15 protein-coding genes are annotated in these 12,124 nt (G+C 57.9%); all 15 read left to right on the plus strand.

What is annotated here, in order from left to right; all coding sequences use genetic code 11:
* Positions 1–2 precede the first annotated feature (2 nt).
* The 15 genes from ABJO75_RS09190 (at position 3) to ABJO75_RS09260 (ending at position 12,114) form a co-directional block, all read left to right on the plus strand.
* Positions 3–419 carry an MAPEG family protein gene (locus ABJO75_RS09190; protein WP_348135482.1) on the plus strand — a complete coding sequence of 139 codons (417 nt, stop codon included), beginning with the start codon at positions 3–5 and terminating at the stop codon, positions 417–419.
* Complete coding sequence (locus ABJO75_RS09195; RefSeq protein ID WP_348135485.1) at positions 416–919, plus strand: DUF3291 domain-containing protein; 504 nt, start codon at positions 416–418, stop codon at positions 917–919. The genes ABJO75_RS09190 and ABJO75_RS09195 overlap by 4 nt, the downstream gene beginning before the upstream one ends.
* 59 nt (positions 920–978) lie before the next feature.
* Entirely contained in the window at positions 979–1,686 is a 708-nt protein-coding gene (locus tag ABJO75_RS09200; protein WP_348135487.1) for a class I SAM-dependent methyltransferase, read from the plus strand.
* A 1-nt stretch (position 1,687) separates the two neighbouring features.
* Positions 1,688–2,038: a hypothetical protein gene (locus ABJO75_RS09205; protein WP_348135489.1), complete on the plus strand. Its 351-nt coding sequence runs from the start codon at positions 1,688–1,690 to the stop codon at positions 2,036–2,038.
* Between the two features lie 97 nt (positions 2,039–2,135).
* On the plus strand, positions 2,136–2,540 hold the full coding sequence (locus ABJO75_RS09210; RefSeq protein ID WP_348135491.1) for a DUF5333 domain-containing protein: 405 nt from the start codon (positions 2,136–2,138) through the stop codon (positions 2,538–2,540).
* Between the two features lie 3 nt (positions 2,541–2,543).
* Complete coding sequence (gene nuoG, locus ABJO75_RS09215) at positions 2,544–4,565, plus strand: NADH-quinone oxidoreductase subunit NuoG (RefSeq protein WP_348135492.1); 2,022 nt, start codon at positions 2,544–2,546, stop codon at positions 4,563–4,565.
* 243 nt (positions 4,566–4,808) lie between these two features.
* A complete protein-coding gene (gene nuoH, locus ABJO75_RS09220; RefSeq protein ID WP_348135495.1) occupies positions 4,809–5,846 on the plus strand; it encodes an NADH-quinone oxidoreductase subunit NuoH in 1,038 nt (345 codons plus the stop codon).
* A 2-nt stretch (positions 5,847–5,848) separates the two neighbouring features.
* The gene (nuoI, locus tag ABJO75_RS09225; protein WP_348135498.1) at positions 5,849–6,343 is read left to right on the plus strand and encodes an NADH-quinone oxidoreductase subunit NuoI; all 495 of its coding nucleotides are present in this window, start codon (positions 5,849–5,851) and stop codon (positions 6,341–6,343) included.
* A complete protein-coding gene (locus ABJO75_RS09230) occupies positions 6,340–6,744 on the plus strand; it encodes a carboxymuconolactone decarboxylase family protein (protein WP_348135501.1) in 405 nt (134 codons plus the stop codon). Before nuoI ends, ABJO75_RS09230 begins: the two co-directional genes overlap by 4 nt.
* Positions 6,737–7,144: a carboxymuconolactone decarboxylase family protein gene (locus tag ABJO75_RS09235; RefSeq protein ID WP_348135593.1), complete on the plus strand. Its 408-nt coding sequence runs from the start codon at positions 6,737–6,739 to the stop codon at positions 7,142–7,144. The genes ABJO75_RS09230 and ABJO75_RS09235 overlap by 8 nt, the downstream gene beginning before the upstream one ends.
* Entirely contained in the window at positions 7,141–7,743 is a 603-nt protein-coding gene (locus ABJO75_RS09240; protein ID WP_348135503.1) for an NADH-quinone oxidoreductase subunit J, read from the plus strand. The genes ABJO75_RS09235 and ABJO75_RS09240 overlap by 4 nt, the downstream gene beginning before the upstream one ends.
* Before the next feature lie 3 nt (positions 7,744–7,746).
* On the plus strand, positions 7,747–8,136 hold the full coding sequence (locus ABJO75_RS09245) for a hypothetical protein (protein ID WP_348135505.1): 390 nt from the start codon (positions 7,747–7,749) through the stop codon (positions 8,134–8,136).
* A 3-nt stretch (positions 8,137–8,139) separates the two neighbouring features.
* Positions 8,140–8,445, plus strand: coding sequence for an NADH-quinone oxidoreductase subunit NuoK (gene nuoK / locus ABJO75_RS09250; protein ID WP_005984024.1), 306 nt, complete (start codon positions 8,140–8,142; stop codon positions 8,443–8,445).
* 7 nt (positions 8,446–8,452) lie between these two features.
* Positions 8,453–10,573, plus strand: a complete 2,121-nt coding sequence (nuoL, locus tag ABJO75_RS09255) for an NADH-quinone oxidoreductase subunit L (RefSeq protein WP_348135508.1) — start codon at positions 8,453–8,455, stop codon at positions 10,571–10,573.
* The gene (locus ABJO75_RS09260) at positions 10,573–12,114 is read left to right on the plus strand and encodes an NADH-quinone oxidoreductase subunit M (protein WP_348135510.1); all 1,542 of its coding nucleotides are present in this window, start codon (positions 10,573–10,575) and stop codon (positions 12,112–12,114) included. Before nuoL ends, ABJO75_RS09260 begins: the two co-directional genes overlap by 1 nt.
* The last annotated feature ends 10 nt before the right edge of the window (positions 12,115–12,124 follow it).

The raw sequence follows: 12,124 nt of genomic DNA on the forward strand, positions 1-12,124 counted from the left end.
ATATGGACTCTTTTGCAGCATATGCGCCAGCGTTGGCATCCGTCGCGATCTTTGCGGTGGTCGTGATGCTGTTTTCTCCGCTCTCGGCGATTCAAAAGGGCAAGCAGGGGCTTGCTCCGGGTGCTGAACCGGCGGCCGATTACTCTGATCTCGCCTACAGGCTGCACAGAGTGTTCGAAAACGGAACCGATACCATGTCTTTTTTTGTTGCAACTGCGGGAGTTGCCATTCTGGCTGGCGCCAGCCCATTCTGGATCAATCTTTTGGCCGGGCTTACGCTGGCGAGCCGCCTGATCATGATCTTCTTGCATGTTGCGGCCGTCGGGAACCCTCATAATGGGCCGCGCAGCTTTGCCTATGTCGGTGGCTGGTTCTGCATGTTGGTGATGGCGATCCTCGGACTGGTGGCTCTGCTATGACGGAACGGCAGACATATCACCTGGCAGAGCTGAATGTCGGACGTCTGGTTGCACCGACCGACGATCCGCGCGTTGCTGAGTTCATGGAAAACCTCGACCGGATCAATGGGCTGGGCAAACGGATGCCCGGGTTCGTCTGGATGATGGAAGGCTCTGGTGAGCCCGGCACTGGAAACACCGAGAACAGCATCGGCGATGATCCGCAATTTGTTGCCAACCTGACGGTGTGGGAGGACGCGGCGGCGCTGGAGAAATTTGTCTGGGGCACCGTGCACAAACAGTTTTACGACAAACGCCACGACTGGTTCGACATCCTGTCCGATCAGCATTTTGTCATGTGGTGGGTTCCAGTCGGGCACCGTCCGACGCTGGACGAGGCGATGAAGCGTCTGGAGCATTTGCGCGAACATGGGCCTGACGAAACCGCATTTGGCTGGGCGCAGCTTGATCAGGCCGGTATGTGGCGCGACAAACGCTGTACCCATGTGGCGGCGGAATAGGGTAAGAGTATGAACACAATGATGAGTTTCCCCCTGCGGATTTCAGAAAGCAAGCTAGCATGAGACGCTTCCGCTTTGACGAAGATGGCGATGTAGCCGCAGATATCCGTGAAAAATACGGATATGACGGTGATCTGTTGCCGGTGTTCGCCGGCAATACCGGCGTCGTGGTTCACAAGTGGCACCACTATATTCCAATTTACGATCGCTATTTTTCGCGGTTCCGCGGAACCAAGGTGCGGTTTCTGGAAATCGGCATCAACAAGGGCGGTAGCCTGCAGATGTGGCGCAACTATCTTGGCGAAGATGCGGTGATCTACGGAATCGACATCAACAAGGACTGTGCCAAGTTCGACGGTCAGGCCGCACAGGTCCGCATCGGCAGTCAGGCTGACCCCGAGTTCCTGAATGCGCTCGTTGATGAGATGGGTGGCGTCGATGTGGTTCTGGACGATGGCAGCCACCGCATGCCGCATGTGCGGGCCTCGTTTGAGGCGTTGTATCCGCGGATGGAAGAGCATGGCGTCTACATGATCGAGGATCTGCACACCGCCTATATCGAGAAATATGGCGGCGGGTATCGCAGCAATCAGAACTTTTTCCGGTTTGCGCGTGAGCTGGTCGACGATATGCACCGCTGGTATCACAAGAAGGGCATGCGCCATCCCGAGCTAGGCAGGGTCATTTCCGGATTGCACATTCACGATTCCATTGCCGTCATCGAAAAAGAACCGGTCTTTCGGCCCGTTCACTCGCGGGTGGGCTAGAATGAAAGTGTCTGCGAAAACAGTTCTGGTTTTGATGGCTACGACACTGACGGTTCCTGTCGCCTGCGGACGGGACAACCCGAATCTCGTGCCGTTTGACGGTGTGGTTTTCAAATCCAAGACCAAACCCGTCGACAAAAAGGTATCGCGCGCGGATTTCACCTCGACCATCTACAAGGTGTCACAGTCGCTGGATGGCGCGCGCGAAGCTGCGCGCTATCAGGGAACGATCTATTGCGTGACCAACTATGGCACGTCTGACATCGCATGGACGGTCGGGCCGGATACCGAGGCGGGGCGACTGTCGGTCGTCGACAACAACATCACCTTCCGTGGGAGATGCGATACATGACCAGCTTTGCCGCGATAACAGGTGATAACGCCCCGATGATATTGCATATCACGGGCGGGCTGAGTGCAGTCGATCTTCCACAATGGAGGATATTGACATGACCGGTCTGAAAACCTGTGCCGTGGCACTTGCGATCTGTACGGCTGTTTCGGCGCAGGCCAAACCACCGCTGAGCGATGTGCCGGAAATCGATGGTACGTTGTTTGTTGTTGCCTTGGCCAACGAAGTCGGACGCAAATGCGATGACATCAGCGCGCGGCGGTTAAAGGGCTATAACATGCTGTTCCAACTGCGCAGCCGCGCAAATGAGCTGGGCTATACTGATGCCGAGATCCGGGCCTTTGTCGAATCCGACGCCGAGAAGGCCAAGATGCGCTCAAGAGGCGAAAAGTACCTTGAATCCAAGGGTGTCAATATCGACCAACCCGATACGTACTGTGCGTTCGGTCGCACGGAAATAGCAAATTCCAGCGCGATCGGCGCGCTTTTGAAGGCGAGATAGATCATGTCTGACCTGCGCAAGATCAACATTGACGGAACCGAGATCGAAGTCGACGGGGCGATGACCTTGATCCAGGCCTGCGAAGTGGCTGGCGTGGAAATCCCGCGATTCTGCTATCACGAGCGTTTGTCGATCGCGGGCAACTGCCGCATGTGTCTGGTCGAGGTTGTGGGCGGCCCGCCAAAACCGGCGGCCTCCTGCGCGATGCAGGTCAAGGATCTGCGCCCCGGTCCCGAAGGTCAGGCCCCGGTGGTCAAGACCAACTCGCCAATGGTTAAGAAAGCGCGCGAAGGGGTGATGGAGTTCCTGCTCATCAACCACCCGCTGGACTGCCCGATCTGCGATCAGGGCGGGGAATGCGATCTGCAGGATCAGGCGATGGCCTATGGTGTCGATTTCTCGCGTTTCCGCGAAGCCAAGCGGGCGTCCGAGGATCTTGACCTCGGTCCGCTGGTCGAAACGCACATGACCCGCTGTATTTCCTGCACCCGCTGTGTGCGGTTTACCACCGAGGTCGCCGGGATCACCCAGATGGGCCAGACGGGGCGTGGAGAGGATGCCGAGATCACCAGCTACCTCGGTGAAACGCTCGATTCCAACTTGCAGGGCAATATCATCGACCTTTGCCCGGTTGGCGCGCTGGTCTCCAAACCCTATGCGTTTACGGCGCGCCCTTGGGAGTTGACCAAGACCGAAAGCATCGACGTGATGGACGCCCTAGGGTCAAACATCCGGGTTGATACCAAAGGGCGCGAAGTCATGCGGTTTTTGCCGCGCAACCACGATGGCGTGAACGAGGAATGGATTTCGGACAAGACACGGTTTGTGTGGGACGGATTGCGCCGTCAGCGGCTGGATCAGCCCTATATCCGCGAAAACGGCAAGCTGCGCCCGGCAAACTGGGACGAAGCGCTTGCTGCGGCATCGGGCGCATTGAAAGCGGCCAAGGCGCCGGCGGGTGTTGTTGGTGAACTCGCCCCTGTAGAGGCCGCATTCGCGCTCAAGCAGTTGATTGAAGGGCAGGGCGGCGTCGTTGAATGCCGCACTGACGGGGCCAAGCTGCCTGCCGGCAATCGTGGCGCCTATGCCGGTACAGCGAGAATCGAAGACATCGATTCAGCCGAGCGCATCCTGTTGATCGGCACAAACCCGCGCCTTGAGGCGCCGGTATTGAACTCGCGCATTCGGCGGGCATGGGCGCGCGGTGCCGACATTGCTTTGGTCGGCCAAGCCGCTGATCTGACTTATGAATACGCGCACGTTGGTGACGATCGCGCGGCGCTGCAACAGGTCGTCGACATGGGCGGCGATGACGAAATCCGCAACCGGGCGTCGCTGGTCATCGTGGGCCAAGGCGCGTTGCAGGAGGCTGACGGCGCGGCCGTGCTGGCCGCCGCACAGAAGGTTGCCGAGGCCACAGCCAGTGGTCTGTTGATCCTGCACACGGCTGCTGGTCGGGTCGGTGCGATGGACGCCGGCTGTACCAACGAGCGTGGCATGGACGCGGTCAACGACGCAGACGTAATCTATAACCTTGGTGCGGACGAAATCGACATCGCCGACGGGGCCTTTGTGATCTACCAGGGCAGCCACGGGGATCGGGGTGCGCATTGTGCCGACGTGATCCTTCCTGGCGCGGCCTATACCGAGGAGCCGGGGCTGTTCGTCAACACCGAAGGCCGCCCGCAACTTGCGCTGCGTGCCGGGTTTGCGCCGGGGCAGGCCAAGGAAAACTGGGCGATCCTGCGGGCTTTGAGTGCGGAGATGGGGGCGACCCTGCCGTATGACTCGCTGGCACAGTTGCGTAAGGCGCTGGTCACCGCTGTGCCGCATCTTGCACAGATCGATGATGTTCCCGAAAACGACGTTCAACCGCTGCAGGCTGCACCGCTGGGCAAAGCCAGCTTCCGCCCCGCGATCAGCGATTTCTATCTGACCAACCCGATTGCACGTGCCAGCGCCCTGATGGCCGAACTCTCTGCGGCCACAAAGGCACGCGGGCAGGACCAGATCGCAGCGGAATGAGAGCGTCGAAACACATAGCGCCGCACCCGGCACGGCCTGCCATGGCGGCAGGTCGATGGCACTGTCGGCCAACGTTTCGGGCGCGTCAATTGCGCACAAAAACCAAGGAAGAGGCTGGTATGTGGCCTGCAGATGCTGTTAACAGCAACTTGTCATCATTGCCATGCGGGCTGGACTCTCTGGGCGCCTGTCTCGTGGTCGCCAAGCGCGCAAAACAACGGAATACCGACGGTGTGAGGACCTATGGCTGATTTCTTTTCCACTCCGGGCGGCATTGCGGTGCTGATTGTTGCACAAGTGCTCGCCGTTGTTGCGTTTGTCATGATCTCGCTTTTGTTCCTCGTCTACGGTGATCGCAAGATCTGGGCCGCTGTTCAGATGCGGCGGGGCCCCAACGTCGTTGGCGTCTTTGGTTTGCTGCAATCGGTGGCCGATGCGCTGAAATACGTGGTGAAGGAAGTCGTGATCCCGGCCGGGTCGGACCGCACCGTATTCCTTCTCGCGCCGCTGACAAGCTTTGTTCTGGCGATGATCGCCTGGGCGGTGATCCCGTTCAACGATGGCTGGGTGCTGTCGGACATCAATGTCGCAATCCTCTATGTTTTCGCGGTGTCGAGCCTTGAGGTTTACGGCGTGATCATGGGGGGGTGGGCCTCAAACTCGAAATACCCGTTCCTCGGCTCACTGCGCTCTGCCGCTCAGATGATCTCGTACGAGGTGTCCATCGGTCTGATCATCATCGGCATCATCATCTCGACCGGTTCGCTGAACTTTTCAGATATCGTACGGGCGCAGGATGGGGCCTATGGGTTCTTCAGCTGGTACTGGCTGCCGCATTTCCCGATGGTTTTCCTGTTCTTCATCTCGGCACTCGCTGAAACCAACCGCCCGCCATTTGACTTGCCGGAGGCGGAAAGCGAACTGGTGGCCGGGTATCAGGTGGAATATTCGGCGACACCGTTCCTGTTGTTCATGGCCGGTGAATACATCGCCATCTTCTTGATGTGCGCGCTGACCTCGCTCTTGTTCTTTGGGGGTTGGCTATCGCCGATCCCAGGCCTGCCGGATGGCGTGCTTTGGATGGTCGGCAAGATGGCGTTCTTCTTCTTTCTCTTCGCGATGGTCAAGGCGATCACGCCGCGTTACCGCTATGACCAACTGATGCGTCTGGGCTGGAAAGTGTTCCTGCCGTTCAGCCTTGGCTGGGTGGTGTTCGTATCATTTGCGGCAAAATTCGATTGGTTCTGGGGGGCATTCGCCCGCTGGAGCACGGGGGGCTGATCATGGCGAATATCGACTATACGCGCGCGGCCAAATACTTCCTGCTCTGGGATTTCATGGTTGGCATGAAGCTGGGGCTAAAGTATTTCTTTGCGCCCAAGGCGACGCTGAACTATCCGCATGAAAAGGGCCCACTCAGCCCGCGATTCCGCGGCGAGCATGCGCTGCGGCGCTATCCCAATGGCGAAGAACGCTGTATCGCCTGCAAACTCTGCGAAGCGATTTGCCCGGCACAGGCGATCACGATTGATGCCGAGCCGCGCGAAGACGGCAGCCGCCGCACCACGCGGTATGATATCGATATGACCAAATGCATCTATTGCGGTTTCTGCCAAGAGGCATGCCCGGTGGATGCAATTGTTGAAGGTCCGAACTTTGAGTTCGCCACCGAAACCCGCGAAGAGCTGTTCTATGACAAGGACAAGCTCTTGGCGAATGGCGAAATGTGGGAAGCTGAAATTGCCCGTAACCTAGAGCTGGATGCGCCGTATCGATGAACACCGCAGTCACCGAACAAAGCAGCTATGAGCGCGGCAGTGAATTGGCCGAAAAGGTCAACCCGGGCATGGAAGCTGTGCTGGCCGGGCGTTACGACGCGTTGGTTCCGGGGCTGTCGCGAACGATTGTCGATGTCGCGTATGGGCAGTTCTACACGCGCGAAGGGCTGGACGAGAAAACCCGGTTGCTTGCGACGGTCGCAGCGCTGACCGCATTGGGCGGGCAGACTCGCCCGCAGCTAAAGGTGAACATCGCCAGCGCCCGTAAGGTTGGGGCGACACAGCGCGAAATCGGTGAAGTGATTTTTCAGATGGCGCTCTATGGTGGATTGCCAGCAGTGATCAACGCGATGAACGCTGCACTGGAAGTCTTTGATGAAGAGGTCGAGAACGATGAGTGATCCGCAGAACCCGTTCGAAGCCATGATGGCGCAGGCCCAGGACATGGCCAAGGCACTGAACCCCGCGCTTGAGAGCTTTTCGCCCAAAGGGTTTGAGGCGTTGTGGCCAACGATGCCGAAAGAGGCGATGGAAATGATGTTCGGCAATGCGGTCAACAAGGACGGGCTTGATGCCAAGACCCGGCTCTTGATCACGCTGGCCGGGCTGACGATGCAGGGCGCGCAGTCAGATACGGCCGTTCGCCAAACTGTGCGCCACGCCATAGAGGCCGGCGCGCGCAAACAGGAAATCGTGGAAACCATCGGCCAAATGTCAGTCTTTGCCGGCATTCCCGCCATGACCCGTGCGTTGGATCTGGCGAAAGAGGCGATGGGCGACCCGGAGGATGACAAAGCATGAGCGTTTTTGCTTTTTACCTCTTTTCAATCAGCGTCATTACCGGTGGCCTGTTCACCGTGATTAGCCGCCAACCGGTTCATTCGGTCCTGTGGCTGATCCTCTCCTTCATCTCGGCGGCAGGGCTCTTTGTTCTGCTGGGCGCTGAATTCGTCGCGATGTTGCTTGTCATTGTCTACGTGGGCGCGGTGGCGGTTCTGTTCCTGTTTGTCGTGATGATGCTGGACGTGGATTTTGCCGAGCTCAAGGCCGAGATGGCCCGGTACATGCCGCTGGCCTTGCTGATCGGCCTCGTGATCCTGATGCAATTCGTCATGGCCTTTGGCGCATGGGAAAGCAGTCACGCGGCAAGTGATCTACGCGCGCAGGTGGTGCCGTTGGACCGGCACAATACCGAGGCGCTCGGGATGATCCTGTATGACCAGTACTTCCTGCTGTTTCAGCTTGCAGGTCTGATCCTGCTGGTTGCGATGGTGGGCGCGATTGTGCTGACCCTGCGCCATCGCACCGACATCAAACGCCAGAATATCGTTGCGCAGATGATGCGCGATCCGGCGACGGCAATGGAACTGAAAGACGTGAAACCGGGGCAGGGGCTGTAAACAATGCTGCATATCGTATCCAGAAAACGCTTTTTCGCCACGGTCGCGAGCGGAGGCCTGTTGTTGTTGGCAAGCGCCGCGGTGGCAGAAAGCCCGATCACCACGCGCCATGAGATCGACAAGGATTATGACGTGGCCAGCAAGGATTTTGGCGACGGGTTCGTTCAGCTTCATTCGCGCAAGGAGAACGCGGACGGGGTATCCCATTCGGTTCACAGTATTGACTGCGCAAACAAGGCTTATGCCCCGGTCTATTCGGGCGAGGCCCCGCCTGACGAATTTCCCCTGAACTCGCTCGGCTTCACGCTCAGCCCGATCGATGTAACTTCCGACGTTGCCCCGCTGGCACAACACGCATGCAAAAAGCACGGTTATCCGTTGCTGGAATGGTAAAACATGATCGGACTTGAACATTACCTCACAGTCGCTGCGACGCTGTTCGTCATCGGTATTTTCGGACTGTTTCTGAACCGCAAGAACGTGATCATCCTGTTGATGAGCATCGAACTGATGCTGCTGGCAGTGAACATTAACCTTGTCGCGTTCTCCAGCTTTCTGGGCGATCTGGTGGGCCAGGTGTTCACGCTGTTCGTTCTGACAGTTGCCGCTGCCGAAGCTGCGATCGGGCTGGCCATTCTGGTCTGCTTCTTCCGCAATCGTGGCACCATCGCGGTTGAAGACGTCAACATGATGAAGGGCTGAGAGAACTATGGAAACCATCATCCTCTTTGCCCCCCTTGTCGGGTCGCTGATCTGCGGGTTCGGCTGGAAGTTCATTGGCGAGACTGCGGCGCTTTGGGTGGCAACCGGGTTGTTGTTCCTGGCCTGTCTGCTGTCGTGGGTCGTGTTCTTTTCGTTTGACGGTGTGACAACGCAAATACCGGTCCTGCGTTACATCGAGAGCGGGACGCTGGCGACCGAATGGGCGATCCGGCTGGACCGTCTGACGGCGATTATGCTGATCGTGGTGACCACGGTTTCTGCCCTCGTCCATCTTTACAGCTTTGGGTACATGGACAAGGATCCACAGTGGAAAGAAGGCGAAAGCTATAAGCCGCGCTTCTTCGCCTATCTGTCGTTCTTTACCTTTGCCATGCTGATGCTGGTGACATCCGACAATTTGGTTCAGATGTTCTTTGGCTGGGAAGGTGTGGGCGTCGCCTCGTATCTGCTGATCGGGTTCTATTATCGCAAGCCATCGGCCAATGCCGCCGCCATCAAGGCGTTTGTGGTCAACCGGGTCGGCGACTTTGGTTTTGCCCTTGGCATCTTTGCGCTGTTCTTTCTGGTCGACAGCATCAAGATGGACGACATCTTTGCTTATGCCCCAACCCTTGCAGAAACCCAGCTCAGTTTTCTCTGGACCGAATGGAATGCCGCGAACCTGATCGCCTTTCTGTTGTTCATCGGCGCAATGGGTAAATCGGCGCAGTTGTTCCTGCACACTTGGTTGCCGGATGCGATGGAAGGCCCCACACCTGTGTCGGCATTGATTCACGCCGCGACCATGGTGACAGCAGGCGTGTTCCTGGTCTGCCGGATGTCACCGTTGATGGAATTTGCACCGCAAGCGATGGCTTTTGTTACCGTGATCGGTGCGACGACGGCCTTTTTCGCCGCGACGGTGGGGCTGGTTCAGACGGACATCAAACGCGTGATCGCCTATTCGACCTGCTCACAGTTGGGCTATATGTTCGTTGCCGCCGGTGTCGGCATGTATTCCGCCGCAATGTTCCACCTGCTCACACACGCGTTCTTCAAGGCGCTGTTGTTCCTCGGAGCAGGGTCGGTCATCAACGCGATGCACCACGAGCAGGACATGACCAACTATGGCAACCTGCGTAAAAAGATCCCCTATACTTACTGGGCGATGGTGATCGGAACGCTTGCGATCACCGGTGTTGGCATTCCGCTGACCTCGATCGGTTTTGCCGGATTCCTGTCCAAGGATGCGATCATCGAAAGTGCCTTTGCCGGTGGATCATCCTATGGCTTCTGGATGCTGGTGATTGCTGCTGCGTTCACGAGTTTTTACAGCTGGCGGCTGATTTTCCTGACCTTCTTCGGCGAGGAGCGCGGCGACAAACATACACATGAACACGCGCATGAAAGCCCGCTGACCATGTTGATCCCGTTGGGTGTGCTCAGCTTTGGCGCGGTGTTCGCAGGGATGATCTGGTACGGGAGCTTTTTTGGTCACGCCGATCAAGTGGGCAAGTTCTATGGTATTCCGGTTGCCGAAGCATCGGCGCATGGCGAAGACGCCCCCCATGGCGAGGCCGAAGCCGACAGCCACGATACGGCAACCGACGATGCCCATGCTGACGAAGGGCACGGCGCAGAAGGTGAGCATCACTATGTTTTCGTCGGCAAACCGGGCGAGGGCGCGATCTATTTCGGGCCTGACAACCATGTGCTGGACGATGCCCATGCGGCACCTGTCTGGGTTAAGGTGTCTCCATTCGTTGCAATGGTGCTTGGTCTCGCGGTTGCGATCTGGTTCTACCTCGTCAACCCGTCCCTCCCGGCGCGTCTGGCCGAAAGCCAGCGCCCGCTGTACCTGTTTCTCAAGAACAAATGGTACTTTGACGAACTTTACGACGTGATCTTTATCAAACCTGCACTGGGGATCGGCCGCCTGTTCTGGAAACGCGGCGATGGCAATGTCATTGACGGGTTCCTCAATGCCGTGGCGATGGGCATCATTCCGTTCTTTACCCGCCTCGCAGGGCGCGCGCAGTCAGGCTTTATCTTTACCTATGTCTTCTGGATGGTGCTTGGCATCGCGGCTCTCGTCACTTGGATGACGATCGGCGGAGGAGCGCACTGATGGACAATATCCTTTCCATTGTCACCTTTGTTCCCGCCCTCGCGGCGCTGATCCTGGTGGTATTCCTGCGCGGAAGCGACGAGGCGGCACAGCGCAACTCCAAGTATGTGGCGCTGTTTGCGACCAGCGTGACGTTCCTTGTCTCGCTCGGCATCTATTTCGAGTTTGATCCTTCCAACACCGGTTTCCAGTTCGTCGAACAGTCCGAGTGGCTGTTGGGCCTGCAGTACAAGATGGGCGTTGATGGGATCAGCGTCCTGTTTGTCATGCTGACCACCTTCATCATGCCGCTGACCATTCTGGCCAGTTGGAACGTGACGGACCGGGTCAAGGAATACATGGTCGCCTTCCTGCTCTTGGAAACGCTGATGTTAGGCGTGTTCACAGCATTGGATCTGGTGCTGTTCTACCTGTTCTTTGAGGCTGGCCTGATCCCGATGTTCCTGATCATCGGCATCTGGGGTGGCAAAGAACGCATCTATGCCAGCTTCAAGTTCTTTCTCTATACCTTCCTCGGTTCGGTGCTGATGCTGGTTGCAATGGTCGCCATGTTTGCGGACGCGGGAACCACGGATATAGAGGTTCTGCTGGCCCACGAATTTGCCAGCGAAACCTTTAGCCTGATGGGGATGCAGATTGTCGGTGGCATGCAGACGCTGCTGTTCCTGGCCTTTTTTGCGAGCTTTGCGGTCAAGATGCCGATGTGGCCGGTTCACACATGGTTGCCGGACGCGCACGTACAGGCTCCGACGGCCGGATCCGTCGTGCTGGCGGCGATCCTGCTCAAGATGGGCGGTTATGGGTTCCTGCGTTTCAGCCTGCCGATGTTCCCAGTTGGGGCGGATGTGATGGCGTCGGTGGTCCTGTGGATGAGCGCGATTGCCATTGTCTATACCTCACTGGTGGCGCTGGTGCAGGAAGACATGAAAAAGCTGATCGCCTATTCCTCGGTGGCGCATATGGGTTTTGTCACCATGGGCATCTTTGCCGCCAATCAGCAGGGCATCGATGGTGCGATTTTCCAAATGCTGAGCCACGGGTTCATTTCCGCCGCCCTCTTTCTGTGTGTCGGCGTGATCTATGACCGGATGCACACCCGCAATATCGACGCTTACGGAGGTCTGGTGATCCGGATGCCGGCCTATGCGCTGGTGTTCATGTTCTTCACCATGGGCAACGTGGGCCTGCCGGGCACGTCCGGCTTTGTGGGCGAATTCCTGACCATGATGGGGGCCTTTCAGGTCAACACCTGGGTGACAGCGGTTGCCGCGACCGGGGTGATCTTCAGCGCGGGGTATGCGCTGTGGCTGTATCGCCGCGTTGTGTTCGGCGATCTGATCAAGGAAAGCCTGCGCACCATTCAGGACATGTCCACCCGCGAGCGCGTAATCTTTGCGCCCTTGGTGGCGATGACCCTTTTGCTGGGCATCTATCCATCGCTGGTGACCGACATCATCGGGCCATCGACGACGGCTCTGATTTCCACATATGACACTGCGCTGGCAGCGGCCGAGGCCGCGACCCAGCACGCATCGAATTGAGGGGGCCGGG

This window comes from Sedimentitalea sp. (assembly GCF_039973035.1).
Lineage (GTDB): Bacteria > Pseudomonadota > Alphaproteobacteria > Rhodobacterales > Rhodobacteraceae > Sedimentitalea.

Bases quoted from the DNA above. Each gene is read 5' to 3' on its own strand.
- ABJO75_RS09245 (WP_348135505.1), top strand. From the start codon at position 7,747: ATGCTGCATATCGTATCCAGAAAACGCTTTTTCGCCACGGTCGCGAGC.
- ABJO75_RS09205 (WP_348135489.1), top strand. From the start codon at position 1,688: ATGAAAGTGTCTGCGAAAACAGTTCTGGTTTTGATGGCTACGACACTG.
- ABJO75_RS09240 (WP_348135503.1), top strand. From the start codon at position 7,141: ATGAGCGTTTTTGCTTTTTACCTCTTTTCAATCAGCGTCATTACCGGT.
- nuoL (WP_348135508.1), top strand. From the start codon at position 8,453: ATGGAAACCATCATCCTCTTTGCCCCCCTTGTCGGGTCGCTGATCTGC.
- nuoG (WP_348135492.1), top strand. From the start codon at position 2,544: ATGTCTGACCTGCGCAAGATCAACATTGACGGAACCGAGATCGAAGTC.
- nuoI (WP_348135498.1), top strand. From the start codon at position 5,849: ATGGCGAATATCGACTATACGCGCGCGGCCAAATACTTCCTGCTCTGG.
- ABJO75_RS09210 (WP_348135491.1), top strand. From the start codon at position 2,136: ATGACCGGTCTGAAAACCTGTGCCGTGGCACTTGCGATCTGTACGGCT.
- nuoH (WP_348135495.1), top strand. From the start codon at position 4,809: ATGGCTGATTTCTTTTCCACTCCGGGCGGCATTGCGGTGCTGATTGTT.
- ABJO75_RS09195 (WP_348135485.1), top strand. From the start codon at position 416: ATGACGGAACGGCAGACATATCACCTGGCAGAGCTGAATGTCGGACGT.
- ABJO75_RS09260 (WP_348135510.1), top strand. From the start codon at position 10,573: ATGGACAATATCCTTTCCATTGTCACCTTTGTTCCCGCCCTCGCGGCG.
- ABJO75_RS09200 (WP_348135487.1), top strand. From the start codon at position 979: ATGAGACGCTTCCGCTTTGACGAAGATGGCGATGTAGCCGCAGATATC.
- ABJO75_RS09230 (WP_348135501.1), top strand. From the start codon at position 6,340: ATGAACACCGCAGTCACCGAACAAAGCAGCTATGAGCGCGGCAGTGAA.
- ABJO75_RS09190 (WP_348135482.1), top strand. From the start codon at position 3: ATGGACTCTTTTGCAGCATATGCGCCAGCGTTGGCATCCGTCGCGATC.
- nuoK (WP_005984024.1), top strand. From the start codon at position 8,140: ATGATCGGACTTGAACATTACCTCACAGTCGCTGCGACGCTGTTCGTC.
- ABJO75_RS09235 (WP_348135593.1), top strand. From the start codon at position 6,737: ATGAGTGATCCGCAGAACCCGTTCGAAGCCATGATGGCGCAGGCCCAG.